26 protein-coding genes and 1 tRNA gene are annotated in these 26,439 nt (G+C 56.5%); 23 read left to right on the top strand and 4 right to left on the bottom strand.

Going from position 1 to position 26,439, the window contains the following annotated elements:
- A tRNA-Leu gene (locus tag G438_RS0109880) sits at nt 1–86 on the bottom strand.
- Nucleotides 87–417: 331 nt separating this feature from the next.
- On the opposite strand from G438_RS0109880, the gene G438_RS0109875 reads away from it, so the two are divergent.
- From G438_RS0109875 to G438_RS0109860, 4 genes are all read left to right on the top strand, one after another.
- Nucleotides 418–1,095: a DsbA family oxidoreductase gene (locus tag G438_RS0109875; RefSeq protein ID WP_026461176.1), complete on the top strand. Its 678-nt coding sequence runs from the start codon at nt 418–420 to the stop codon at nt 1,093–1,095.
- A gap of 11 nt (nt 1,096–1,106) precedes the next feature.
- Nucleotides 1,107–1,613, top strand: a complete 507-nt coding sequence (locus tag G438_RS0109870) for a pyrophosphohydrolase domain-containing protein (protein WP_026461175.1) — start codon at nt 1,107–1,109, stop codon at nt 1,611–1,613.
- A 210-nt stretch (nt 1,614–1,823) separates the two neighbouring features.
- Entirely contained in the window at nt 1,824–2,921 is a 1,098-nt protein-coding gene (locus tag G438_RS0109865; RefSeq protein WP_026461174.1) for an FAD-dependent oxidoreductase, read from the top strand.
- Nucleotides 2,922–2,951: 30 nt separating this feature from the next.
- A complete protein-coding gene (locus G438_RS0109860) occupies nt 2,952–3,221 on the top strand; it encodes a hypothetical protein (RefSeq protein WP_026461173.1) in 270 nt (89 codons plus the stop codon).
- On the opposite strand, the gene G438_RS0109855 is transcribed toward G438_RS0109860, so the two are convergent.
- A complete protein-coding gene (locus tag G438_RS0109855) occupies nt 3,205–4,149 on the bottom strand; it encodes an aldo/keto reductase (RefSeq protein WP_026461172.1) in 945 nt (314 codons plus the stop codon). The genes G438_RS0109860 and G438_RS0109855 overlap by 17 nt on opposite strands.
- A 66-nt stretch (nt 4,150–4,215) precedes the next feature.
- Here G438_RS0109855 and G438_RS0109850 point away from each other — a divergent pair, with 66 nt between their 5' ends.
- Nucleotides 4,216–5,073, top strand: a complete 858-nt coding sequence (locus tag G438_RS0109850; protein ID WP_026461171.1) for an undecaprenyl-diphosphate phosphatase — start codon at nt 4,216–4,218, stop codon at nt 5,071–5,073.
- Here the strand turns inward: G438_RS0109850 and G438_RS0109845 are convergent.
- Entirely contained in the window at nt 5,070–5,909 is an 840-nt protein-coding gene (locus tag G438_RS0109845; protein WP_026461170.1) for a RecB family exonuclease, read from the bottom strand. The two genes, G438_RS0109850 and G438_RS0109845, sit on opposite strands and share 4 nt — an antisense overlap.
- 149 nt (nt 5,910–6,058) lie before the next feature.
- Here G438_RS0109845 and G438_RS0109840 point away from each other — a divergent pair, with 149 nt between their 5' ends.
- The 12 genes from G438_RS0109840 to nusB all read left to right on the top strand — a co-directional run bounded on the left by G438_RS0109840 (nt 6,059) and on the right by nusB (nt 18,520).
- A complete protein-coding gene (locus tag G438_RS0109840) occupies nt 6,059–7,117 on the top strand; it encodes a tRNA (adenine-N1)-methyltransferase (protein WP_240471062.1) in 1,059 nt (352 codons plus the stop codon).
- Entirely contained in the window at nt 7,110–8,663 is a 1,554-nt protein-coding gene (gene arc / locus G438_RS0109835; protein ID WP_026461168.1) for a proteasome ATPase, read from the top strand. The genes G438_RS0109840 and arc overlap by 8 nt, the downstream gene beginning before the upstream one ends.
- Nucleotides 8,660–10,210: a depupylase/deamidase Dop gene (gene dop, locus G438_RS0109830; protein WP_026461167.1), complete on the top strand. Its 1,551-nt coding sequence runs from the start codon at nt 8,660–8,662 to the stop codon at nt 10,208–10,210. Before arc ends, dop begins: the two co-directional genes overlap by 4 nt.
- Nucleotides 10,211–10,280: 70 nt before the next feature.
- On the top strand, nt 10,281–10,460 hold the full coding sequence (locus G438_RS0109825; RefSeq protein ID WP_026461166.1) for a ubiquitin-like protein Pup: 180 nt from the start codon (nt 10,281–10,283) through the stop codon (nt 10,458–10,460).
- A 1-nt stretch (nt 10,461) separates the two neighbouring features.
- A complete protein-coding gene (pafA, locus tag G438_RS0109820; protein WP_026461165.1) occupies nt 10,462–11,850 on the top strand; it encodes a Pup--protein ligase in 1,389 nt (462 codons plus the stop codon).
- Nucleotides 11,847–12,854, top strand: a complete 1,008-nt coding sequence (locus G438_RS11735; RefSeq protein ID WP_240471061.1) for an FKBP-type peptidyl-prolyl cis-trans isomerase — start codon at nt 11,847–11,849, stop codon at nt 12,852–12,854. The genes pafA and G438_RS11735 overlap by 4 nt, the downstream gene beginning before the upstream one ends.
- Nucleotides 12,855–12,867: 13 nt before the next feature.
- Nucleotides 12,868–13,641, top strand: a complete 774-nt coding sequence (hisF, locus tag G438_RS0109810) for an imidazole glycerol phosphate synthase subunit HisF (protein ID WP_026461164.1) — start codon at nt 12,868–12,870, stop codon at nt 13,639–13,641.
- Between the two features lie 206 nt (nt 13,642–13,847).
- Nucleotides 13,848–15,065: a chorismate synthase gene (gene aroC / locus G438_RS0109805; RefSeq protein ID WP_026461163.1), complete on the top strand. Its 1,218-nt coding sequence runs from the start codon at nt 13,848–13,850 to the stop codon at nt 15,063–15,065.
- A 2-nt stretch (nt 15,066–15,067) separates the two neighbouring features.
- The gene (aroB, locus tag G438_RS0109800; RefSeq protein WP_034285800.1) at nt 15,068–16,651 is read left to right on the top strand and encodes a 3-dehydroquinate synthase; all 1,584 of its coding nucleotides are present in this window, start codon (nt 15,068–15,070) and stop codon (nt 16,649–16,651) included.
- Nucleotides 16,644–17,192: a shikimate kinase gene (locus G438_RS0109795; protein ID WP_026461161.1), complete on the top strand. Its 549-nt coding sequence runs from the start codon at nt 16,644–16,646 to the stop codon at nt 17,190–17,192. Before aroB ends, G438_RS0109795 begins: the two co-directional genes overlap by 8 nt.
- A gap of 9 nt (nt 17,193–17,201) precedes the next feature.
- Nucleotides 17,202–17,765, top strand: a complete 564-nt coding sequence (gene efp, locus G438_RS0109790) for an elongation factor P (protein WP_026461160.1) — start codon at nt 17,202–17,204, stop codon at nt 17,763–17,765.
- On the top strand, nt 17,765–18,520 hold the full coding sequence (gene nusB / locus G438_RS0109785) for a transcription antitermination factor NusB (protein ID WP_026461159.1): 756 nt from the start codon (nt 17,765–17,767) through the stop codon (nt 18,518–18,520). Before efp ends, nusB begins: the two co-directional genes overlap by 1 nt.
- 97 nt (nt 18,521–18,617) lie before the next feature.
- Here nusB and G438_RS12405 read toward each other — a convergent pair whose 3' ends face one another.
- The gene (locus tag G438_RS12405) at nt 18,618–18,905 is read right to left on the bottom strand and encodes a hypothetical protein (RefSeq protein ID WP_131245883.1); all 288 of its coding nucleotides are present in this window, start codon (nt 18,903–18,905) and stop codon (nt 18,618–18,620) included.
- Here G438_RS12405 and aspS point away from each other — a divergent pair.
- The 6 genes from aspS to G438_RS0109750 all read left to right on the top strand — a co-directional run bounded on the left by aspS (nt 18,895) and on the right by G438_RS0109750 (nt 26,347).
- Nucleotides 18,895–20,694 carry an aspartate--tRNA ligase gene (gene aspS / locus G438_RS0109775; protein WP_026461158.1) on the top strand — a complete coding sequence of 600 codons (1,800 nt, stop codon included), beginning with the start codon at nt 18,895–18,897 and terminating at the stop codon, nt 20,692–20,694. The genes G438_RS12405 and aspS overlap by 11 nt on opposite strands.
- Nucleotides 20,695–20,863: 169 nt before the next feature.
- The gene (locus tag G438_RS0109770) at nt 20,864–21,481 is read left to right on the top strand and encodes an L-threonylcarbamoyladenylate synthase (protein WP_026461157.1); all 618 of its coding nucleotides are present in this window, start codon (nt 20,864–20,866) and stop codon (nt 21,479–21,481) included.
- A gap of 94 nt (nt 21,482–21,575) precedes the next feature.
- Nucleotides 21,576–21,968 (top strand): PadR family transcriptional regulator, encoded by a 393-nt coding sequence (locus G438_RS11730; protein ID WP_084403240.1) that lies wholly within the window; start codon nt 21,576–21,578, stop codon nt 21,966–21,968.
- A gap of 32 nt (nt 21,969–22,000) precedes the next feature.
- Nucleotides 22,001–23,485, top strand: coding sequence for a hypothetical protein (locus G438_RS11725; RefSeq protein WP_034285795.1), 1,485 nt, complete (start codon nt 22,001–22,003; stop codon nt 23,483–23,485).
- Between the two features lie 28 nt (nt 23,486–23,513).
- Nucleotides 23,514–24,992, top strand: a complete 1,479-nt coding sequence (locus G438_RS0109755; RefSeq protein ID WP_084403239.1) for a L,D-transpeptidase family protein — start codon at nt 23,514–23,516, stop codon at nt 24,990–24,992.
- Between the two features lie 11 nt (nt 24,993–25,003).
- The gene (locus G438_RS0109750; protein WP_026461155.1) at nt 25,004–26,347 is read left to right on the top strand and encodes a replication-associated recombination protein A; all 1,344 of its coding nucleotides are present in this window, start codon (nt 25,004–25,006) and stop codon (nt 26,345–26,347) included.
- Nucleotides 26,348–26,439: the final 92 nt, after the last annotated feature.

The raw sequence follows: 26,439 nt of genomic DNA, 5'->3' as shown, positions 1-26,439 counted from the left end.
TGCGCGGAGGGGGACTTGAACCCCCACCCTCTAATACGAGGACTAGCACCTCAAGCTAGCGCGTCTGCCTATTCCGCCACCCGCGCGGATGGAACGAGGTATGTGGAATGACTTCCAACCCTCGGGCGGAATGACTTTAGCACGACTGTGGGCAGTAATGCCAAATCGGCGTTACTTCGCATCGCTCTGTGAGCTGAAAGTTGCACTATTCGCGGTGAAATACGGTTGTGTTGACAGACACGTATGCCACGACCATTTCACCACTTTTCGTCGCTAACACTCAGGTATCCTCATCGACATCTGACTCATCGTGTGCATCGGCACAAGATGACCTCCGTTGAGTCAACGGATAAAGTGGTGGACTAAGTGCGTGAGGGTTGCGCCTACTGCAAATTGTGAGGGGAAATGAGATAACGGATGCTGGTTGAAATATGGATTGACCTGGGCTGTCCATGGTCCTACCTCACTCTGAGGCATCTGAGGCGAGCACTTGGAGCATCCCCTCACGCGATGGAGATAACCGTCACGATTCGCCCTTTCTTCCTTGAACCAGACCAAGACAGCACCCACGATATGCCCTGGCTCCAGCGGCTCATCGAAACTGATGACCTTGAACCGCACGCAGCTCTAGAGATCCGAGACCGACTCATTAAACTTGGGCAAGCCGAAGGGGTAGTGTTCGACTTGGATCAAATGATCCTTGCCCCAAGTGCACGTGCATTCAGGGCAATCATTGAGGCGCGCAGCATTGACTGGGCCAACGACACGACGCGCGGGCCTGACTCAACAACCTTAAAACTCACCGAAGCGCTGATGCGGGCACGATGCGAAATGGCACTCGATATCTCACACCCCGATGTCATCGTGGGCTGTGCCCAAGATATTGGCATTGATGCTCACGATGTGGTGGCGGCATTAATGGATCCTCAGCGTGGCGATGACGTTTGGTCGGAATACCAGCTGGCCGCACATATGGGCATGAATGCTGTACCAACCATGCTCATTGAACATCAACTACTGGTTCAAGGTATGCAAACATACACAGCAATGGTCAATATCATCACAAATGCGTGGGAACACGTGCACCGTCAGTAGAGGACAACGCGATGACACAAACCCCGTCCCCTTATCCCGCGGGACTCACCGTAGACCCGGCAAAGCCCGGCGACCTCGTGGAGCAATTCCACGCAACTTACTCCATGCCGAATCGCCTGGCTGACGGCGCAGCACCCACCCTCGACATTGATCGCATCGACATGCGTATTGCTCTGATTGCAGAAGAGTTCGCTGAACTTATTGGAGCCGTCTACGGGAACGCTGCTCGTGGCGTCATCGAGGAATCGCTGGTGAAATCGCGAGACGTCAAGAGTGGCAGTGGTGACGTCGTCGAGGCAGCAGATGCGCTGGCGGATATGATTTATGTCATTTACGGGATGGCACTTGAATGCGGCATCAACCTTGACGCCGTGCTCGCCGAGGTCCAGGCTTCCAATCTGTCGAAATTGATGCCAGACGGTACCGTCCGCCTGCGTGAAGACGGCAAAGTACTGAAAGGCCCCAATTTCTTCCCCCCAAATGTGCGTCGTGCATTAGGTTTAGACGACTCTCACTGATGGGACGTTTCCCGTGCGCTTGGCCAGAATGCGCATCATCCTATGCTGACATAGGTAAGCAATGAGCGTGACGGACAGGGTGCCTCGACCAGTGACAACCATCGCTGGTCAGTGACCTTCGTCAAGTATGGTTCATGAATATGCTCACTCTTGGCGCGATATCGCGAAGAATGAGACCATAAGGTCAGCGACTGACATAAGGAGGACCACATGGCCCGCATCGTTGTTATCGGTGGAGGTTACGGAGGGGTAACCGTTGCCAAGGGACTTGACCCACTGGCAGAGGTCATACTGGTGGAACAAAAAGACCAATTCGTTCACCATGCTGCAGCCCTTCGCGCCGCCGTTGACGAGGTATGGGAGCACTCAATTTTCATGCCTTACAGCAACTTGCTGACCAATGGCCGATTCATACAAGGTACCGTGTCGCGTGTGGAAGGACAGACCGTTCACATCTACGGCCAAGATCCCATTGAAGCCGATTATGTGGTTCTCGCGTCCGGCTCCACCTACCCATTCCCAGCGAAATATTCCTCCTCCAAAGCGGTCGTTGCTAAGGCGCGCCTCGAACAGCTCCATCACAACCTTGCGGCAGCACGTTCGGTCCTCCTCGTGGGTGGTGGCACGGTCGGTATCGAGCTCACTGGTGAACTCGCCCACACCTTCCCTGAACTTGACATCACCATCGTAGAAAAAGACGCCGATATTCTGTCCACCCCCGGCTATTCGCCACGACTACGTGAAGAGATCTCCGCGCAACTTGCCGAATTGGGTGTGCGCGTGATCACAGGTTCAGAACTCGCATACCTGCCACCATTCAACGTCGGAGAACTGGGCCACTTCACCGTAGAAACAACCGCAGGCGACACTATCGAAGCAGATCTGTGGTTCCAATGCCACGGCGCACGAGCCAATACAGGTTACCTGGCAGGTACAGAATACGAGTCCGCCTTGCATCCAGATGGCACCATCACCGTCGCTCCGAATCTGCAGGTCAACGGCTATGACCGGATCTATGCTGTCGGCGACATTACGGATGTACGTGAATCAAAACGTGCAGACGCTGCACGCCAACAAGCACGTGTGGTCATCGCAAATATCGCCGCCCAACTCGAAGGTGGAACCGCAGACACGGTGTATCGCCCCACCAAAGAATGGGTCATCCTCCCGCTTGGCCCCACGATGGGCGCATCCCAACTTCTCGACGCCGACGGTAATACCCGGATCCTCGGAGCCGACCAGACTGCTGAAATTAAGGGCACAGATCTCATGGTTTCTGTGATACGTGCTCAGCTCAACCTGCCGTAAAACAGGTCAAAGCAATGTAGGCTGGTGACTATGAGCACAGATCCACGCCAGGCCCTAGACACGCTTATCGGAGCATTCGAGTACCACCTTGAGGTGGCGCGCCGCGCCGACGTTAACGAGTCGGTCCTTGAGGCAGCTGAGCGTAGGTTACGTGATGCCTTTTTCACCTACGACGATGAACTCTTCACACAGTTCGAAGTTGAGCTGCCTTTCGATATGTACGTGGATGACGACGACGACATTGATGAGGACGACTTTGACGACGATGACCTTGACGTCGTCGTCATTGATACGGACTAAGGCTTACCTCCGTCAGCGCATCACGTATTGGCTCAGGCAGGGGAGCGTCTAACTCAAGTAACTGCTCCGCCTGGCGTAGCGTTCTCGGTCCAATAATTGCCGAAGTCACGCCCGGGTAGTCACGCACCCAGGCGAGGGCGACATCGGCCATCGTCCGATCAAGACCATGCGCTGCTTTAGCGAGGGCCTCAACGATTGTGCTGCTGGCGGTAAGGTATGGAGCCACTGTGTGCTGAAGATGCTCTGAGGCAGCACGCGAATCCGGGGGAGTACTGTGCCGATACTTGCCAGTCATTACCCCCGCAGCCAGCGGAGATCGGGCAAAAACACCAACCCCGGCGCCCTGTACCTTGTCGACATAGGAACTCATCCGCTGGGTGGTTGCCAAAGAAAAATCTGCCTCAACCACGCTGATCGTTGGGATGTGACCGCGCGATGCAGCACCTACGGCCAGTGCAGTATCCCACAATGAATAACCATCCAAACCTACATAGTGGGCACGACCAGTAGAAAGTATGTACTCCAAGGCGCCTAGTGTTTCCTCCACTGGTGCTGTCTGATCTGGCACTGCGAGACAAACATCAACATAGTCGGTGCCCATACGCGATAACGCCTCATCAAGGGCATAGAGTAGGGCACCGCGGGCAGCACTGGGCATCGCGACGTCCCCAGGCAGTCGGCGCATGCCGCCTCGCCATGCAATCTGCACATGATGACGGCCAACGTTCGCAAGCGTTTCAGCCATGACGTCCACTGCAAGCCCGTCGCCGTACCAGGGAGCACATTCCACAAGCGACCCGCCAGCATCGACGAAGATGCGAGCCATATCGACAGCTTCGTGTGGCGGCGTATCGCGACCCCACGTGAGCGTGCCGAGGCCTAGAGCAGAAACCTGAAGTCCAGAAGTACCACAACGGCGAATGTCCATGGTTACCAGGGTACGCGCATGATCATGTGTACGGCATGTGCCACTGGAGGCTCTAAAGTGGGCACTATGACATGGCTCGACGCACTCATTATGGGCTTGGTACAAGGCCTCACCGAATTTCTTCCCATATCGTCATCTGCCCATCTGCGGATCGTCGGGGAACTGACAGGTATGCAAGATCCCGGTGCAGGCTTTACCGCCATCATTCAAATTGGGACAGAAGCGGCAGTACTTATCGTCTTTTGGAAAGACATCGTGCGGATCTTGTCCAAATGGTTTGCCGCTTTACCTCTCGGCAAAAAGGTGCGCGACGTGTCGCAATCGGACCCGGACGTGCGGATGGGATGGATGATCATCGTTGGCTCCATGCCAATCGCCATCCTTGGGCTCCTTTTGGAAGACTGGATTGACACGACTTTCAGAAACCTGTGGGTCACCGTCTTTATGCTCGCTTTTTTCGCCATACTACTTGGTACAGCCGACCGCTTCGCCCCCAAAGAAAAAACCTTGGCGACCCTGTCGTGGCGCGACGCCATTGCTTATGGCATCGCTCAGGCGATGGCACTTGTGCCCGGCGTATCCCGTTCAGGTGGCACGATCACCATGGGGCGTGCCCTTGGATATACGCGTGAGGCTGCCGCACGATACTCATTTCTCCTTGCCCTCCCAGCTGTCTTCGCATCGGGCCTGTATAAACTCTCTAAAGTCATCACTGGCGGTGAATCGGTTCCCGTAGGGCCAACAATTTTGGCGACGTTGGTGTGTTTCGCAGTCGGCTGGATTGTCATCATTTGGTTTTTAAAGTTGGTGTCCACCAAGTCCTACGCGCTCTTTGTGTGGTATCGCCTGGCATTGGCGGCGGTCCTGGCGGTTTTACTGCTGAGCGGCGTCATTGATGCCACATCAACAGTGGCTACCGCCTAAAGCGCGACGCGGGTACGAAGTAGGCGGGCAATACCATTTTCGGGGAGCGGGGGTATTGTGCCACCAAATACGGGACACGATGCTTGCACGCCGCACCACTGACAGAGTGGATTGCGTCTCGGTGCAAAATATCCTCGACTGGCATCGGATTCAATCTGTTCCCATAGACGCTCAACACCGAGCCCAAAAGACTCGATATCTTCAACTTTCGGATCAAGGGTGAGGACTTGCTGGGAGCGCATGTACAGCAATTGGAGCCGGGCGGGCAGCTCACCCTTTAACAGCATGAGGAGCGCGTAAAAACGCATCTGATACAGCGCATCCTCAATGTAGCGGGGAGAGGGCGCCTTACCTGTTTTATAGTCCACCACACGGATAGCGCCCGAGGGTGCACGGTCTACGCGGTCAATAATGCCACGTAGTCGCACCCCACCAGGGGTTGTTGCTTCAGTGAGCTGCTCGCAGGCCGATGGCGCGAGACGCTGCGGATTTTCCACACCAAAATAGGAGTTGATGAGTTCGTATGCTTCCTGCAGATGCTCAGTGTCGTCGTGGGATGACGGTGCAAAGAGCGCGCGTACCTGGGGATCTTTTTCGCAAAGCTCCGCCCACGCCTCGTCAAGCAGCCGCCGGGTAGCCTCAGGTGTGCGCTGCTCGGGTGGGAGGGCGTAGAGATGTTCTAAAGCGGCGTGCACCATTGTGCCAAGTGCTGTGGCACGTGTAGGAGGCTCCTTTATGCCGTCAACGACGTGGAGGCGATATTGCAGAGGACACCGCTGATATTCCTTCGCGCGTGACGCAGATAATGCCGGTTCCCACTGAGCTGGATTCGTCATAGGTTAACCGTAACCTCCAACGGTGGCATTGGCCGAAGTTGACACCGGTGACACATGCGCAACCAGTGGTGTTATCCGCATGTGAAATAGGGCCGCAGGCATGAAATATCGCGGCACATACGTGAGCGTGGGCGATAGACTCAACGGTGATGAATACTGACAGCCAGACTATGCCTACGCCCGATCATCTGCGGCCTATAGGACAAGAAACGCGCCGCGGTCTTTTGCGCGTGGGTGATCGCGTCCAAATTAAAGATCCGAAAGGGCGTCTCCACACGATTACCTTGGTTGAGGGAGGCTACTTCCAAACGAATAGAGGCGATATTCACCACGATGACCTCATTGGCAGGCCCGACGGGCAGGTCATCACCACCCAGGAAGGTCGCCAATTCCAAGTATTGCGTCCGCTTCGTCACGACTACGTCATGGGCATGCCACGAGGTGCAGCTGTGGTTTACCCCAAAGACGCCGGCACGATTATTCACTACGGTGACATATTTCCTGGCGCGACTGTCGTTGAAGCAGGCGCTGGTTCTGGTGCACTCAGCCTGGCGCTATTGGACGCTGTAGGTACCACTGGGCGCCTTATTTCAGTGGAACGCCGTGACGATTTCGCTGACATTGCCCGCGCGAATGTCGACCTCTGGTTCGGTCGACCACATCCCGCGTGGGATCTGCGCGTTGGTGACCTAGCTGACCACCTCGCAACCCTTGACGAGGCAAGTGTCGATCGGGTTGTCCTTGACATGCTGGCACCCTGGGAAAATATTGAGCCTGTTGCACGCGCATTGATCTCTGGCGGCGTGATGATCTGCTATGTGGCCACGGTGACGCAAATGTCGCGTCTCGTCGAAGATCTACGCAGCTATGGTGGCTTCACCGACCCACAAGCGTGGGAAACATTGGCGCGCGGATGGCACCTTGATGGCCTCGCGGTGCGGCCAGACCACCGTATGGTGGCACATACAGGCTTCTTAGTGACCACGCGGCGTCTTGCCCCAGGGGTGAGTGCGCAGGATCGTACAACGCGCCCTTCTCCGTCAGCCGACGGTAAAGGAGGCATGTGGGACCACGAAGACGGCTGGTCTGAAAGCACTGTTGGCCTGCGTGTCAGTAGCGACAAGAAGGTACGCAAAGTCAAGCGTGACCTTGCCGCAAAATCACGCGCATGGGTGGAAGCCGAAGCAGAGAGCGCCGCTGATGAGTGACGACTATGCAGCACACCGCATGAGGGAGCTGGAAAAACTTGTTGACTCCCTTCAAGGAAAAAACGAACGTCTTTCCAACGCGCTGGCTCAAGCGCGCGCACAGCTCCTCCAGATGCAAGAGCAACTCACACAAATCAACCGTCCTCCGCAATCCATGGCCATTTTCCTTGCAGCACATATTGCTGAACGACAGGTTGAGGTTGTTTACTCAGGCAGGCATATGCGTTTGGCAGCCGCCCCTGACCTTAACCTGCGTGACCTGAGTGTCGGACAGTGGGTGCGCGTTGACGACAAAATGGTTGCGGTGGCGGCAGATACAATGCCGCGGACAGGTACCGTGGCCTCGATTCGCGAAATGGTGGAACCTGACCGAGTACTGGTCACCGGTGAAGGCGGCTACGAATACTTGCTGCAACTCGCAGGACCACTGCGTCACGGTAACCTTCGCCCTGGAGACTCAGTAGTCGTTGACCTCAGAGCTGGGCTTGCCCTTGAACGTCTTGTTCGCTCAGACGTCGAACAGCTACTCACACCAGAAATACCTGACGTCACCTATGACGACATCGGTGGCTTGAGTGAACAGATCCGGCAGGTACGTGACGCTGTGGAACTGCCGTTTCGGCACCCGCATATGTACCGTGACTTTGGGTTGCGTCCACCTAAAGGTATTTTGCTATACGGCCCTCCTGGGTCAGGAAAAACGCTTATCGCCAAGGCCGTGGCTAATTCACTATCTAGCAAGGCGGGGACCAAAACCTTCTTCCTGTCCATTAAAGGTCCCGAGTTGCTCAACAAATTTGTTGGTGAAACCGAGCGACAAATCCGCGCGATCTTTGCGCGTGCCCGCGCATTGGCACAAGATGATGTGCCGGTGGTCCTTTTCTTCGACGAAATGGAAGCTTTGTTCCGCACGCGCGGATCCGGAATATCCTCCGATGTTGAAACGATGATCGTTCCGCAGCTTCTGGCGGAAATGGATGGCGTGGAGTCTTTAGATAACGTCATGATCATTGGTGCATCCAACCGCGCAGACATGATTGACCCAGCAGTGCTGCGTCCAGGGCGCCTGGACGTGCGTATCCGGGTCGACCGGCCGGATCGTGCAGGGGCCGCTGAAATATTCCACAAGCACCTTGGCCCTACCGTGCCCCTGCACAGTGAAGAAGTGAGTAAGGCGAGCGGAGCGGAGCAGGCCCGTAGCCGCATGATTGAGGCGGCACTGGACTTGCTGTACCGGCGAGAAGATGCCGATGCCCTCCTTGATGCTGACCTTACCAGCGGCGCCACCACGCGCATTTACCTCTCTGATGTGCTGTCAGGCGCCTTAATTGCAGGCATCGTTGAACGAGCAAAGAAACATGCCATTAAAGCTGCTCTGGTCGGTGACGAATACGGCTTATCGACAGCACACCTGTTGGCTGGCGTTGAAGAAGAAAAACGCCAATCTGTTGATCTGGCGGCATCCACCTCTGCCCAAGAATGGGCGCGTACCATCGGCCTTGCTGAAGAAATTGTTGCTGTGCGGGCAATAAGGAGCCAACCGTGAGCGTGCGGCGCATTATTGGTACCGAAACGGAATTCGGCATCTACCAGGTCGGTAACACGTGGGCAAATCCTGTTGCACTGTCCACCACAATTGTCGAGGCGGTCGCTGGGTTTTCCCGTAGCGCCACCCCCGCTCAGGTAGGGGCACCGGTGCGTTGGGACTACACTGGTGAAGATCCGCTCAACGACCTGCGTGGTATGCGCATGTCCCGTGCGGCGGCGGACCCGTCACTTCTGACTGACGACCCGTACCACTTGGCACCCTCAGGTGGCGAAGAACGTATGAGGCGACCAACAGCTGAAGAACTTGCCTTACCTGCCGCCACGACCGCAGTAATGCCCAACGGGGCGCGCGTCTACGTTGACCATGCTCACCCAGAATATTCAGCCCCTGAAACCCTAGGCCCATCTGACGCGGTGCTGTGGGATCGTGCTGGGGACGTGATCGCACGGCGCGCCATGGACGCCCTGCGTGGCACGCCAGGTGGCGACATTGTGCTGGTGAAAAATAACACCGACGGTAAAGGCGCCGCTTATGGGACACACGAAAACTATCAGGTGGCCCGTCGCGTCGACCTTGACGATTTGATTCGCGGCCTCACTCCTTTTTTCGTGACGCGTCCCATATTGTGTGGCTCAGGCCGCCTCGGGCGAGGGCAACGCAGCGAGGTGTCAGGTTTCCAGATCTCGCAACGCGCCGATTTCGTTGAAAACGAAGTGGGTTTGGAAACGACCTTCAACCGGCCCATCATTAACACCCGCGATGAACCCCACGCGAATCCTTCCGCTTGGCGCCGACTCCACGTCATCGGTGGTGACGCCAACCTGTTTGACTACTCCGCCTACCTACGTTTTGGCACAACGACTTTGGTGCTATGGGCTATTGAACAGGGCATTGGCATGCAATGGGATGCACTTGCGTTGGACGATCCGGTAAGGGAAACGTGGAATATAAGCCACCACCCGGACCTTGACTACCATGTGACCACTGTGGCAGGTGCCTCATGGAGCGGCATCGATATGCAACAGCACTACCTTGACTTGGTGCTCGAGACTTATGCAAGGCTCGGTATTGAACCTGACAGCGACGCAGCCCACGTTCTTTTCCTGTGGCAAGACATCCTTGACCGCATGAAAAGCGACCTGTGGTCGGTGGCTACGGAAGTGGAATGGGTGGGCAAATATCAGTTGTTGATGCGCCAAAAGGACCGGCTCGGATGTGACTGGACTGATGCGCGCCTGGCAGCGATGGATCTGCAGTGGGCTGACTTAAGGCCGGAAAAATCGCTCGTCGACCGGCTCGATGCGGCTGGCCTCGTCAAGCGTCTTTTCACGCCGACGCAGGTGGAAAAGGCAGCGTGGAACGCCCCGACCAATACGCGTGCTTATCTGCGTGGCCTTGCCGTTTCTACGCGCCCTGACCTAGTGAAAGCATCGTGGACTTCTGTGATCTTTGACCCGGGTGCAGGTGACCTTGTACGTATCCCTATGCCCAGTGCCGACACCATCGACCACGTGCTCCTTGAGCGCATTATTTCGGGCAATTAAGAGACACCGCAGATGCGAAGCCTCATCAATTCAGGCAGACTCATAAAAGCTAAAGAAAGGTGATGACACGATGGACCAGACGCACATCTACGCGGGTGGACCAACCGGTGACGGTGACGAGGATTTCGCATCAGGCCAGGTAAGTGCCCAGGTGCAACCCATTGACGCACTCCTCGACGAAATCGATGCCGTCCTTGAAACCAACGCTGCCGCCTTCGTCCAAGGTTTTGTTCAGAAAGGCGGCCAGTAACGTGAAGCGACGCGTTGTCGGCATTGAAACAGAGTATGGGCTCACCGCTCCTACAGTAGATGGCACGCCATCGACGTTGGATGCGGATGCTGCGGCGCGCGAATTATTCACACCGCTTCTGCATAGAGGTCGTTCTTCGAATGTATTCTTGCGTAATGGTGGCCGACTGTACCTTGACGTGGGCGCTCACCCTGAATATGCCACCGCTGAATGTGACACGCTCAGCGACCTCCTTGCCCAAGACCGTGCGGGTCGCCATATGCTCGCCGACCTTGCTCACCAGGCAAATGAACGCCTGGCAAGTGAAGGCAAAGGCGAACGTCTGCACCTGATTCGCAATAACGTCGATTCACAGGGTAACTCCTATGGGTGCCACGAAAACTATCTTCTGCACCGTCGACGCGATTTCCGTCAGGTTGCTGATGCGCTGATCGCCTATTTTATTACCCGGCAGGCTTTGGTGGGGGCTGGACATATTCGTCATACGCCCAGTGGCCCGTCATACGGGTTGTCACAGCGCGCCGATCAAATGTGGGATGCTGTCTCTTCCGCAACCACACGATCACGGCCCATTATTAATACGCGTGACGAACCCTTAGCGGATTCCACGTCGTATAGGCGGATGCACGTCATCGTGGGTGATTCCAATATTTGCGAGGCGACCACCGCCTTAAAGGTGGGCGCCACCGAAATGTTGTTGGATGCCGTCGAAGACGGCTTGCACATTGAAGACCTCGCGCTGGCTGACCCCATGCGTTCCATCAGAGAACTCAATACGGACCTGAGTGGCACCCACCGGCTGGATCTGGCTGACGGCCGCCAGATGAGTGCTGCCGATATTCAGCGGGAAATTCGCAGACGGGTCCTTCACGCACTGGACGTGGATACGTTGTCACCGCTCCACCGTTATGTTGCTGATCTGTGGGGGCGCGGTATTGACGCCCTTGCCAGCGGCGTGTGGAACACGGTCGAAACTGAACTCGATTTTGCCATTAAATACAAGCTCCTCACGTCCTACTGCAGGCGTGCCAATACCACCTTTGCTGACCCAAGGGTGGCCCGCCTCGACCTGAGCTACCACGACATCACTAACGGTGGTCTCGCGCCACGCATGGAAGCGAGCGGCCTCATGCGGCGCCTGACAACCGACGCCCAAGTACTGCGCGCACTCACAGTGCCGCCCGCAACTACGCGGGCGCATTTGCGGGGCATGGTGATTGGCGCCGCCGAAGATGCGCGTGTTGATTTGGCTGCCGACTGGGTGCATCTTCGCCTCGAAATAGGCTCTGCGACGCCCCTTGCACTACAAGATCCATTAGCGTCACACGATCCACGTATCGACGCCATCCTTGACCTGATCCACTCGCAAAGCCCGGTGTTACCAGCATGAGTACAGTCCCCACCCACGCCCACAAACGTCGCCGCAAGGCGCGTCGCCGTTGGCCGCGCGCCCTTTTCGTCACCCTCATTGTGATTGCGCTCATTATTGGCGCAGCGATTGTCATCCAGAAATACCGCAATAATGCGGTGATGACTACTGCCGCAGAGGACACCACCCAAAGCACGCCGCTGGGCGTGGAAGTCTCTGGGCGTGTGGGGGCTATCCCGGTGGTCAATATTACGCAAACCCTGAATGTCACTGATGTGAAACGGCACGTGGACACTGTGGGGGATGGGCGTGAAATCACTGAAGGCTCACCGGTGTTGGTTTCTGTCACTGCCTTTGACGGCAGCAGCGGTGCAATCTTGTCGCCTGATGGACGCCCTCAGTTGACGGTGGGCACGGCAAGCGCGGAAGGGCTTGGCCCTGAGCTTGCCGAGGCGGTCATCGGCCATACCGAAGGTAGCCGCATCATTTATGTGCGACCCGTCTCACAAGAGGCTCGTGCTGAAGGTGCGACCTCAAATATTGAAATCGACGTGGTCGACATTTTGTATTCTGTGGCACGTGGTACCGCCGTTGATGTCAGTACAGGGCCACTTGACGTGACGCTTGGTGCGGAGGGCCCTGTGATCCGCCACGGTGACGAGGCGCCTACCCAAACCACTGTACAAACCCTGTTACGAGGTGATGGTCAGCAGGTGAAAGCCGATGACCGTATCGTGATGCAGTTTATTGTCACAGGGTGGAGCGACCAGATTGAACGAGATTCGACCTGGCGCACAGGCATACCGATGGTATTACGTCTTGACCAAGCGATGCCGGGGCTACGTCAAGCTGTTGTTGATCAGCGGGTTGGCTCGCGCCTAGCCATCACCATACCTGCCGATCAGGCAACCGGCGACGACATATTGTGCGTAGTAGTGGACCTTTTGGGTACTGAACCGGCACCAGAACAAACAGCGGATGAAGCAGCGACGAGCACTGATACATCCCAGGCACCTGCCCAGTAGAAGGGAACTACCTATGAGTGTGGCAATTCGAGTCATCCCCTGTTTAGATGTCGACGGCGGTCGGGTCGTCAAAGGCGTGAATTTTGACAATCTTCGAGACGCTGGTGACCCCGTGGAGCTTGCCGGTCGCTACGGGAAAGAAGGCGCCGACGAAATTACCTTCCTCGACGTGTCAGCTTCCGTTGAGGGACGTGCCACCATGCTGGAGGTAGTGGCAGCCACGGCTGAACAGGTCTTTGTGCCACTCACGGTTGGTGGTGGTGTGCGCAGTGTTGATGATGTTGCGCGCCTTTTGGCACATGGTGCGGACAAGGTTGGGGTCAATACCGCAGCCATCGCAGACCCGGAGCTGATTGCGCGGGTAACGGACCGTTTCGGTGACCAGGTACTTGTTCTCTCTGTGGACGCTAGGCGATGTCCCCAGGGTGTGCATACCGATTCAGGTTTTGAGGTGACCACACACGGGGGACGCAAGTCCACCGGTATTGATGCCATCGAATGGGCTGTTCGCGCAGCGTCACTGGGTGCTGGGGAAATACTGTTGAACTCGATGGATGCCGACGGTGTGCAGGAAGGTTTCGACATTGACATGCTCGCCCAGGTGCGTCGCGCCGTGAACGTACCAGTGATTGCCTCAGGTGGCGCTGGTAGCGCCCAGCATTTTGTTGAAGCAGCTCAAGCTGGAGCTGACGCTGTTCTGGCCGCATCCGTATTTCATTTTGGATCGCTCAGCATTGGAGAAGTGAAGTCAGCAATGGCACAGGCAGGTCTGCCTGTTCGGCTCTGACAACAAGGCGTTTATCCTTGGGCAAGTTCATCCTTGGGTAACGGTAGTAGCCGTCATGCTGTCATTGACGCATTTAGTGCAGCAGTTGCCCGCTCCGCGTCAACGTGTAGTAGCAGTGCCGCCTCCTTAGCGACTATTGTGCGCTATTCGTCGTCTGGGCACGGACAGCGTGAGCCAAGGGTGACTTCCTGTGAAAAACTTGGACCATGCTCAGATGGCTCACTGCAGGCGAATCACATGGCCCGTCACTTCTTGCCACCATTGATGGTGTGCCTTCCGGATTGGAAATCACCACCGATATACTCCGGTGCGCCTTGCAGCGGCGACGTCTTGGCGCTGGACGAGGTGCCCGTCAGAAATGGGAACAGGACGAGGTGAAAATCCTGGCAGGAGTGCGCCACGGACGTAGTACAGGCGCGCCCATTGCCGTTGAGATTGGCAACTCGGAGTGGCCGAAATGGGAGGTGGTGATGTCCGCAGACCCCGTGGCACCTGAAGCGCTCCTGATTGACGCTGGCAGCGGGGACGAACGCGAAGTGGCGCGCAATAAGCGCCTCACGCGGCCACGACCTGGCCATGCTGACCTGCCAGGTATGATCTCCTACGACCACGACGATGCCCGCAATATCCTCGAACGTGCCTCTGCCCGCGAAACGGCTGCCCGTGTTGCTCTCGGTGCCATCGCCCAAGCCCTGCTGGAGCAGGTGGCGGGCATACGCCTCGTCAGTCATGTGGTGGCAGTAGGGCAGGAGCGTGCCAGGAGCACTATGCTGCCGCATCCTCGCGATGAAGAGGCATTGAATGCCTCGCCGGTGCGTACCTTGGATGCAGAGGCTGAAAAACGTTTCCTTGCTCGTATTGAACAAGCGAAAGCTGCTGGCGACACGGTCGGTGGCGTTGCCGAGGTGATCGCCTGGCATGTTCCCATCGGTCTGGGCAGCCACGTTCAAGCTGATCGGCGCCTCGACGCGCGTATTGCTGCAGCACTGATGTCGATTCAATCGGTCAAAGGTGTTGAAATCGGTGACGGTTTCGCCCAGGCTGCCTTGCCCGGAAGCTGCGCCCACGACGAATTGCTGCGTGACGAGGCGGGGAACGTTACGCGAGCAGCAAACCACGCTGGTGGTATCGAGGGTGGGACCTCCAATGGGCAACCGATCGTTGCCCGGGCGGCATTCAAACCTATTTCGACAATCCCCCACGCGCTGCGCACCATTGACCTTGACAGTGGTGAAGCAGCCACAGCCCTGCACCAGCGTTCGGACACGTGTCACGTGGTACCGGGTGCAGTCATTGCCGAGGCTGAGGTTGCCTTGGTCCTGGCTGACGCGCTATTCGTGCACGCTGGGGGTGCTTCCGTCGACGAAATGCGCCGTAACCTTCACGCATACAATGCCTATGTTGGCAGCCGTTTAGGGAGGTAGCTATGACGTTGACACTGCCACTAGTTTTCGTTGGCATGCCTGGAAGCGGTAAAACCAAAGTGGGGCGCCTAGTGGCCCAGGCACTGGGCGTTGGACATATTGACACGGATGCACTTGTTGAAGTGCGTACTGGTCGCAGCGTCAGTGATATTTTTGCGCACGACGGTGAAGCAGTATTTCGTCAGGCCGAAGCAGACGCTGTGGAATGCGCACTGCGTAGCGGCGGCGTCATATCCCTTGGTGGGGGAGCCGTCACGTCGGCTCGGGTACGTGAGCTCCTTGCCCACCACAGCGTGGTCTATATAGATGTTGAGCACGACGAGTTGTTGCGTCGCGTGACACAAAAGAACCACCGCCCACTGTTACGTGACGACCCCGATGGGGCACTCAGGCGCCTACGTGCTGAACGCGGCGACCTTTACGAGGCGGTGGCAACCCACACTGAGGCATCAGATGACGGTCCAGCCACTGAGGTAGCGCAACGCATTGTTGCGCGCTGTGCATCGGTGCCAATAATCGTTAAAGTGGGTGGCGACCGACCCTACCCTGTCATTATCAGCACAGGTGTGCAGGCGGCTCATATTCTCGGTGGCCTGCGTCCAACCTGCACAAAGATCCTCCTTATCCACGCTCGCAGTGTGACTGATAGCGCCGAGCGTCTTGCAGACGAACTCACGGCAGCAGGGATGGAAGTGCGGACCGAGTATCACCCTGATGCTGAAGAGGCGAAAACTATTGACGTGGTCGCACAGATGTGGAACGTGGCTGGCCAGATGCGACTCGGGCGCCACGATGCCATTGTTGCCTTGGGTGGAGGGGCGACGACCGATATGGCAGGTTTCGTTGCTGCAACGTGGCTACGTGGCATCGATGTCGTGCAGATACCGACCACACTATTGGCCATGGTGGATGCAGCTGTGGGAGGAAAAACCGGGATTAACACGGCGGCAGGTAAAAACCTTGTGGGTTCTTTTCATACGCCCACACGTGTCCTAGTGGACCCGTCATACCTATCGACACTGCCAGATGCCGACCTGCGGGCCGGAGCAGCGGAAATCGTTAAAGCCGGTTTTATTCGGGATCGGGAGATTCTGCGTCTGGTGGAACAGCACGGGCCGCAGGCACTACGGCATGACGGTGAGGTTTTACGTGAACTCATTACGCGGGCCGTCCAAGTCAAAGCAACGGTCGTATCAGCCGACTTACAAGAGTCGGGGTTGAGGGAAATTCTCAACTATGGGCATACGCTGGCCCATGCGATTGAACGGTGTGAAAACTACCGGTGGCGCCACGGGGACGCGGTGGCAGTTGGGTGCGTATTTGCTGCCGAAATTGCTCACACCTTAGGGCTGCTCGATAGTGCCGCGGTGGACCTGCACCGTCAACTATTTGCCGCAATCGGATTGCCTACGTCCTACAGTGGTGCCTCAATGGCTGACCTGCTCCACGTGATGTCGACCGATAAGAAGGTTCGCGTGGGTCGGCTTCGGTTTGTTCTTCTCGAAGGCATCACGCATCCTGTGGTACGGACCTTAACGCCAGAAGACCTGACGGAGGCTGCTCGCAGGGTAGGTATTAATGACTGAAGGACCGTGCATCATACTGGTGGGGGTTTCTGGGAGCGGAAAAACTACTGTGGGTCACCGTCTTGCCCAGACATTTCACTTGCCGTTAATTGATGTCGATGAGGCGGTATCTCAGGCACTTGGCACTACTATCGGGGAGTTACTGATCACCGCTGATCAGCGTTTTGCTGCGTACCGTCAGCAGGTTGCAGCCGATGCGTTGGCATTGGGGAAGGGGGTCATTGTTCTTGGAGCGTCCCAGGTCCATGATCCACATATCGTTGCAGCGCTCACTGATGCCACCATGCGGGGGGCGCAGGTGGTGGAGCTGGTTGCGAGTACGGCGGATGTGGCGGCGCGCCAAGGTTTGAACGTGGCGCGTCCCGTGAGTTTGGGGGCGCCTCGTGCCATGCTTACCCAGATGATCGCTGCCCACCGTCAGGCATGCGCTGCTTTCGTGACGCACAGTATTGAAACGCACGATTTTGACCCCATTGAGCTGGTCGATATGGTTGCTCGGGCGTGTAAAATAGCGAAGGTTTCGTTTCCCCCAAATAAGTGAGGCACTCTCGTGGCAACCACTAACGATCTCAAGAACGGCATGGTGATGGTCATTGACGGCCAGCTCTGGCAGGTCGTCGAATTCCAGCATGTGAAGCCCGGTAAAGGCCCGGCATTCGTGCGCACCAAGATTAAGAATGTGATGTCCGGAAAGACTGTGGACAAGACATTCAACGCGGGTATCAAAATTGAAACGGCTACCGTGGACCGCCGTGACTACACCTACCTGTACCAAGATGGCGCCGACTACGTGTTTATGGACACGTCCACATATGAGCAGATTACGATCCCTGCTGACGTGGTGGGCGATGCGCGTAATTTCATGGTGGAAAACCAGGACGTCATTGTGTCGATGCATGACGGCAATGTCTTGTTTATCGAACTTCCGGCGACGGTGGTCCTCACGGTTGCGCACACCGAACCAGGTTTGCAGGGTGATCGCTCCAACGCTGGTACCAAACCTGCGACACTTGAAACAGGCTACGAAATTCAGGTCCCCCTGTTCCTCGAAGAAGGTGTGCGCGTCAAGGTCGATACCCGTGATGGCTCCTATTCGGGTCGCGTCAACGACTGATGTCACGTCAACACAAATTCACTTCCCGCACCAGGGCACGTAAGCGCGCTGTTGACGTGGTCTTTGAGGCGGACCAGCGCGGTATGGGCCGTAACCCGGATGTGTTACGTGACCTGTTACGTGAACGCAAGGTCCTGACCGCTGCCCAAACACCGCTGCCAGATTATTCGATTGAGATCATTGCTGGTGTGGCCGATCGCCTGTCCACTATTGACGGCCTGATTCGCTCCTATGCGAAAGTTCCAGGTTTAGATCGTGTGGCAGCAGTCGACCTGGCGGTTCTGCGTGTGGCGACGTGGGAGATGCTGGCCAAAGGTGATGACGTGCCTGCGGTTATTGCCATTGATGAGGCAATTTCGATTGTCAAATCCTTGTCAACGGAAGCGTCAGCTGGTTTCGTCAACGCAGTTTTAGACAATATCCGTAAGGAAATTGAAGCCCCAGCATGGCGGCGTGACCATGTTGGTATTGACCAGGCTGAACCTGCTGCTGAGTGGGAGTATGACCTGCATGGTGGTGGTGCGAGCGCTGTCGAAGTCATCTTTGAAGACGGTGCCAAAGCTGATTCATTAGAATCTGTGGACGGCGCCTTGGAGCCTTCATCGGCGAGTGAAAACGATCCGAATATACAGGACTTGGAGGATGAGGCAGAGCCGTCCCGCGACCTAAGCAATGCCGATAGACGCTACCCAACCCTTGCGGATATTTCAGCTGCAGATCTTGCTGAACTTGACGAACTTCTAGACGAATACTGAGGTGTAGTCGACCGCTTGCTGCCAAGAGACGCCGTGGTGCCCTGGTCCGCATATCAACGCGGACCAGGGCACCACGCTAGAGAGACATAGACGAAGGTTACTGTGACTCAAGGTTGAGAACAGTTTCAGGCTGCGTCATACACGTAAACAGGGCATCGGCGCCTTTTTCGACATCGACCGTATAAGACAATGCTTGGGTAGGATCACCTTGGACCTGTCCTTGGCTATTGGCGTTGGCTTCCATGTAGCCGACGTATTCTTCGTGAAACTGTGCGCCAGTATATGACGGGTCAACTGTAGTTGCTTGGCCTGGAGTAGTAGGATTGGCGCTGCCGCCGCCCGTCTCGCGGATGGTACCGACGAAAGGAAAAACTGTGCTCCGCACACATATGATTGGCAGCCTTGGCCTGGACACTGTGGGCCATACCGTCACACTCACCGGTTGGGTTGACCGCCGACGCGACCACGGAGGTGTTGCCTTCGTTGATCTGCGTGACGCCTCAGGTATCGTGCAAGTTGTTGTCCGCGACGAACGTGTCGCCCATGACCTGCGCAGCGAATTCGTCCTTAAAGTGACTGGCGAGGTGGCTGCTCGCCCTGAGGGCAACGAGAACACCAAAATCTCCACAGGCGCTATCGAAGTGATGGGCGATGACATTGAAATCCTCAACACCTGTGCACCTCTTCCTTTCCAGGTGTCGTCAAATGCTGAGGATTCTGGCAATGTCGGCGAAGAAACTCGTCTGCGGTACCGCTACCTTGACTTACGTCGCGAATTTGAACAACATGCCATTCGGCTGCGCTCGAAAGTGTCTCGCGCAGCACGCGATACCCTGTATGGCCATGATTTCGTAGAAATTGAAACACCGACACTCACCCGTTCCACCCCCGAAGGTGCGCGCGACTTCATTGTGCCCGCGCGACTTTCTCCTGGTTCGTGGTACGCATTGCCGCAGTCTCCGCAGCTATTCAAGCAGCTGCTTATGGTGGCCGGTATGGAACGCTACTTCCAGATTGCACGGTGCTACCGCGACGAAGATTTCCGTGCTGACCGTCAGCCTGAGTTCACCCAACTCGATATTGAGATGAGCTTCGTCGACCAAGATGACGTCATTGCTGTTGCTGAAGACGTGATGAAGAACGTGTGGGCACTGATTGGCTACGATTTGCCGACGCCGCTGCCACGCATCACCTTCAAAGAAGCGATGGAACGTTTCGGTTCCGATAAGCCTGACCTGCGTTTTGGTCTTGAACTGGTCGAACTCACTGACTATTTCACGCATACACCTTTCCGTGTATTCCAAGCCCCATATGTCGGTGCCGTCGTGATGCCCGGTGGCGCATCGCAGCCTCGACGCACCTTTGATAAATGGCAGGAATGGGCGAAAGCTCGTGGCGCGAAAGGCTTGGCGTACGTCACCATTGCTGAGGACGGTACCTTGGGTGGTCCCGTGTCGAAGAATATTAGCCAGGTGGAACGCGACGGCCTTGCCCAGGCAACTGGTGCCGCGCCAGGTGACTGCATTTTCTTTGCGGCAGGGGCACCCACACCGGCGCGCGAGCTTCTTGGTGCCACGCGGCTTGAAATTGGCAAACGGTGCAACCTTATTGATCCTGAAGCTTGGGCCTTCACATGGGTTGTTGATGCGCCACTGTTTAAACCCACTGGCGATGCTGAGGCAGAAGGTGATGTGGCCCTTGGCTCATCAGCATGGACCGCGGTACACCATGCCTTTACCTCACCTAAGCCCGAGTGGCTTGATCGCTTTGACCAGGATCCAGGTAACGCTTTGGCCTATGCCTATGACATCGTGTGTAACGGTAACGAAATTGGTGGGGGATCGGTGCGTATCCACCGCCGCGACATCCAGGAACGTGTCTTCAATGTCATGGGTATTGGCCCGGAAGAAGCCCAAGAAAAATTTGGTTTCCTTCTGGATGCGTTCAAGTATGGCGCCCCTCCGCATGGCGGTATTGCCTTTGGGTGGGACCGCATCGTTGCCCTGCTGACCAAGGCTGATTCGATCCGTGATGTTATCGCCTTCCCGAAGTCCGGCGGAGGGTACGATCCGCTGACCGAGGCGCCAGCACCGATTGATCCGAAGCAACGTAAGGAAGCGGGTGTGGACGCCACACCGAAGAAACGCGGTGAGGAAGCGCCTGTCGAGGCCTAGCTTGCTAAAGTGTGCCACCCGGAACCATATTGATGGTTCCGGGTGGCATTTTTATGATGAGTGCAAGCGGAAAAATAGGGTGATGGTCCAACGATAGGGGGCGGCCAAAAACCTCGGACATTTACCTCAAAGTCTCGCAATATCTGGTGGCGCAGGGCACACTAGAGGTATGTCGTACGTTGAGATGCACCCAGTGAACCCCCAGCCTCGTTTCGTGAAAAAGGCGGTTGATATTCTTTCGCAAGGCGGGACGATTGCGCTGCCAACGGATTCGGGTTATGCGATTGCGTGTAGCTTAGGCAATAAGAGTGGAATGGACGTCATTCGCGGTATTAGGCGTCTAGATGACACACATAATTTTTCGTTGTTGTGCCACTCTTTCGCGCAATTCGGTGACTTGGTCATTGTCGGGAACTCAGATTTTCGTACGATTAAGGCTCTGACTCCCGGCCCGTACACATTTATCCTGAAAGGCACCAAAGAGGTGCCGCGGATGACATTGAATAAGAAAAAACATACCGTTGGTGTGCGTCTACCGGACCATGTCATCACCCAGGCAATCGTCACTGAATACGGTGCACCTGTTGTGTGCTCAACGCTTATCATGCCCGGTGATGACGAACCGCTTTCTGATGGCTATGTCGTGGATGAGCGGATAGGGCATCTGGTGGACCTGGTCATTGTTGGCGATGTTGGTAGTACCGATCCGACAACAGTTATCGATTTCACCTCGGGTGCTCCTGAGGTGGCGCGTCATGGCGCTGGTTCCACTGAACTTTTTGACTAGGTGATCTGCTGGGACAGATGAAGCTGCAACGCTGTCCAATTACACCATTGATATAGTCCATTCATTGGAGTATTCTAGTTGTATGGATACTCCAATGACGCAGAATTCATTCTGGATCCTCACCGCATTGGCCGATCAGCCTCGTCACGGATATGACATCCTGAGCCAGGTTGAACACCTTTCCGGCGGCACAGTCACCCTCCGCGCCAACACCTTATACGCCGCGCTGGAACGTCTGGCCAGCGAGCAACGGATCGAAGTGGAACGCGAAGAAATCGTCAACGGGCGAGCCAGGCGCTACTACCGCCTCACACCCACAGGCCATGAAGACCTTGCGGCTGAGATCGACCTCCTTGAAGCGCGAGCCCATGCGGCGCGAGCTCGCCTGCTGACGCAACGCCGCATGACACCCGCACCTGCGCCGCGGCTACTGCGGGCAGGGCGCTACACCGTGCTTCCCCAACGGTGGGTGCAGCCTATCAATTGACCCGTGTTGCTGCTGGCATGAGGAGTTTTTCAATGAGCACCGAATCTGCCTACCATGCGCTGCTTCGCTGGTACCCCAGGCAATGGCGCCAGGAACACGGCGATGCGTTGCTGACATTAATGCTGGACGAGGCACAGGCGCGCGGGCAGGTCCGACCTGACTCCCAGCTACGGTACCTTGTCATGGCACACGGTCTGGCCGAACGCATGAGCGCGAAAACGCTTGTTTTCCTCCTTGCGGTGACCTGCGTGCTGTCAGTGGCATATGAATGGATATACACCCGAGGCATCCTTGTCGAAACAGGTATTCAGCTTCCACTTCACTTCGCCTGGGCAAACTGTATCCACCCTATGCTGCTTCTTGTCGTGCTCGCATGTCTGGCATATAGACGAGGCGTAGGTGAGCCGGGCAGGCTGCTAGCTGCACTGATCCTGGCGGCAATAGCGCACCTGCTTCATGTGGGGGCACGTATCACGTGGTCGTATCTTGGTCCAGGCTCACCGTATGGGGGTGGGGCGAATGCAGATATGACCTATCGGCTACTTGCCTACCTCGCGGTGATTATCGTGCTGGCAGCAGTGTCGATTGTGCTGTGGCCCCATATCGTGCGCTTACCCTTCCCACTGGCTGTGCGCGTGATCATCACCGGAATCGTTGCCGCAGCCTGTGCTGCGTTAGTCGCCTTTGCACAAGACATCCCCAACCCGCTGATGCTTGACGTCATCGTACTTGTGGGCGTTGTCATGGAAATCTACCGAACACGTAACGCCGCACCGTATCAGAACGTGCAGCTTCAGACAGATGACCCATCCGTTACCGGTGGCGCTACGTATACGAAGTATCGGGCGGCAACTGAAGTACAAGCGGCCATCGATTCACGTGCGCGCGCCTACGGGCAGCTCAGACACATAGGTGCCGACACAGCCGGTGGACCAGCCGCCGCACACCACAGGGTGACGATCGTATTGGCAGTGCTGACATTGATTCCCTGCCTTGTGGCACTGGCATTGGCGCTTCTGCGCGGCTTCGCAGGCGAAAACCTCACGCCCCTGTACTGGGATCACATCACGCTTATCGTTGACACGATTGCCCAAGTCAGTGGCTTCGCTCTCGTTATTGCGTGGGCACGTTATCTTGCACCTCAAAGCGCTCTGCGCCTCAATATTTGGGGTCCTGCCGCGCTTGCGATGGTCGCGATGGGGCTACAACTATTCCTAGTGCACGGTCACAGCATTGCAAGGCCAATAATGAGCGCAGCAGCAGAGGGCATCTTCACCACTGCCCTTGTGCTCTCACTGTGTGCACTCGTGTGGTTTGGTGTGAGCCGACCTACTGTGCCAGTCGTCCCCAGACTGATCCTCGTTACCCTGGGGGCCTTCGTGTGGCCCGCCTACTTCTACTTTCTTTCGTTTTCGTGGTACTTGCATACTGGACCAGTGCTTGCAGCACTGTTGCTATGGAAATGCCGCAAATATGTCACCGCAAGATCACGCAAAAGAAAAGTGGGCCGCCACTAATGATGGCGATTCCATCACAGGTTGACCCATGTCACGGACAATGTCTCCACACCTTGACCAAGACCGTCTAGCATTGATCTTGATGAATCCCACGACCATTCGCCGAGTGAAATGGGGCGTCGGCATAGCCGTATCAGCCCTACTCATAGGCACGGGTGCTGCAATCGCACACACCGTGTACTACGCCGACCGCGCCTTGCCAGGGACAGTTCTGCTGGGTGAAAACCTCAGCGGCCAAAATCGCAATCAGGTGGCAACCCTCCTCGATCAACATCTTCAAACCGCTGCGTTAACTATCGACGTTGACGGCAACACTGTTGAAAAATCCTTGGAAGATCTGGGGATAACAGTCGACACCGAAGCGACCCTTGAGGCCGTATTTGCACCAAATGCCGCGTGGTACACCCGTTTTAATTGGCTGAAAAAGCCCATCGCGGTCGTTTCTTCCATCGACGAGGCCTCCGTTGAGGCCGTTGCCGACGAATTGACGTCACAATTCGGTGTACTTCCCGTCGAAGCAACAGTGACGCCAGATGCTGAAGGCACCTTCACCATCACCGAATCTTCCAGCGGTACAGCTGTTAATACGCAGACACTCAACGGCGCCGTCACAGACCTTGCCGCAACACTGGTCCCCACCACGGTGACCTTGCCCTTAGATGCGACCGAAGCGGCACTGACAACTACAGAGGCACAGCACATTGCTGATCAAGCCAATGAACTAGTGTCAGCGGAGGTGACGATACAGGCGCGCGACGAAGTATATGCACCCAGTCGAGTTGAACGCGCTGCGTGGATCACCGTGCCCACTGTTGACACGGAAAGCCCTACTTATGATGGTGAACGCATAAAAGAATGGTTGACCCAAGCAGCTACTGAATCCAATGTCGACCCGGTGCAGGGCAGAGTCCTGGTGAACTCACGCGGCGATATTGTTCGAGTGTCAAAACAAAAGGTTGATGGCTATGCGGTCAACAACCTTGACGCGGTTGCTGATGCCCTCATCGCCTCCCTCAATGCGAAAACTACCTTCGAAGGTACCTTCGAGTACACCGTCACCGAAGCACAAAGTGAACAGGTTCTTATTGCAGAAGGACCCGCCTCGGCCATCTATCCTGCTGTGCCCGGCGAAAAATGGATTGACATTAACCTGTCAAATAACACCACCACAGCCTATGTCGGGCAAACGATCGTTCAGGGCCCGACTCCTATGGTGCCTGGGGACCCGCGTACCCCCACCATTACAGGTACGTATCAGGTGTGGCTCAAAGTTCCTAGCCAAACGATGCGTGGCCTCAACTTTGATGGTACAGAATACGAAACGCCAGGTGTCCCATGGATCCTGTACTTCAAAGGTGACTATGCCCTGCACGGAGCCCCATGGCGTACTTCCTTCGGATGGTCCGGCTACGGTGGATCTCATGGTTGCGTCAATATGCCAGTAGCGGCCGCGCAATGGCTCTACAACTGGGCTGATATTGGTACCACGGTGGTCAGTCACTACTAGGGTGGCAAGCGGTGGACCTCTTCGAAACCCAAGGTATTGACGAGGCGGGCGTCCCCGCCTTTAACCCGGCAGCGCCGCTCGCCGTGCGTATGCGACCCACCGCGCTTGATGAAGTTGTCGGCCAAAGTCACCTATTGGGTCATGGAGCCCCATTGCGCCGCCTATTAGATCCCGCAGGCGCTGACGGGCCTGGCTTATCGTCTGTCATCTTGTGGGGCCCACCTGGCACAGGGAAAACGACGTTAGCCTACATGGTTGCCCGGGCCTCGGGACGCCACTTCACTGAACTGTCAGCGGTATCTGCTGGTGTGAAAGATATTCGCGACGTCGTGGCAGCAGCAAAACGCCGCACAGTGGCCAGCGGCGAAGACACTATCCTCTTCGTTGACGAAGTCCACCGATTCTCAAAATCTCAACAAGACGCCCTCCTGCCAGCAGTAGAGAACCGGTGGGTGACACTGATCGCCGCCACCACAGAAAACCCGTCCTTCTCTGTAATATCACCACTACTGTCACGCTCGCTGCTGCTGACACTACATCCCTTGGAAAGTGCCGACATCGAAACGCTCCTTGAGCGTGCCCTCAGCGACGAACGCGGTTTCGCTGGCAAATGGGTAATGACCGATGCTGCGCGCGAGGCGATCGTGCGCCTCGCAGGTGCCGACGCACGCAAATCACTGACGCTCTTGGAAGCGGCTGTTGGAGCAGCCTCGGAAAGCGGCACGGAAACCGTTGACCTGCCGCACGTTGAAACGGCAGCCAACCATGCTCTGGTCAGATGGGACAAAGACCAGCATTACGACGTGGCCAGCGCCTTCATTAAGTCGATGCGCGGCAGTGACGTCGATGCGGCAATCCACTACCTGGCACGCATGATCGAAGCCGGAGAAGACCCGCGTTTTATTGCCAGGCGCGTAATGATCTGTGCCAGCGAAGATGTGGGAATGGCAGCCCCTGATGTACTTGCAACCACAGTGGCGGCAGCCCAAGCAGTGGCGCTGATCGGTATGCCTGAGGCACGTATTATCCTGGCTCAAGCGGTGATCGCCGTGGCCACCGCACCGAAATCAAATGCCGCCTACCTGGCAATAGACGCCGCTCTGGCTGATCTGCGAGCAGGAAAAGGTGGTCCGGTGCCAATCCACTTGCGGGACTCGCACTATCCTGGGGCACGCCAATTAAGGCACGGTGATAACTACCTTTACGCTCACGACTACCCTCACCACGTTGCCGCACAACAATACCTGCCTGATGACCTTCGCGACACGCAGTACTACCACCCCACGGCCAACGGAACTGAGGCAATGATCACGAAGCGTCTGCAGGTACTCAAAGGTCTACTCAATATGCGCTAGACTAGCGAAGTTGCTGTGTTCGCACAGCCACCCCTGGGGTCATAGCCGAAGGACACCGTCCGGGAGTTGACCCCGTGCACCGGCACAACCGT

Source organism: Schaalia suimastitidis DSM 15538 (assembly GCF_000429105.1).
GTDB lineage: Bacteria > Actinomycetota > Actinomycetes > Actinomycetales > Actinomycetaceae > Pauljensenia > Pauljensenia suimastitidis.
Note: the sequence above shows the minus strand (reverse complement) of the source record. Positions and strands in the feature narration are given on the sequence as shown.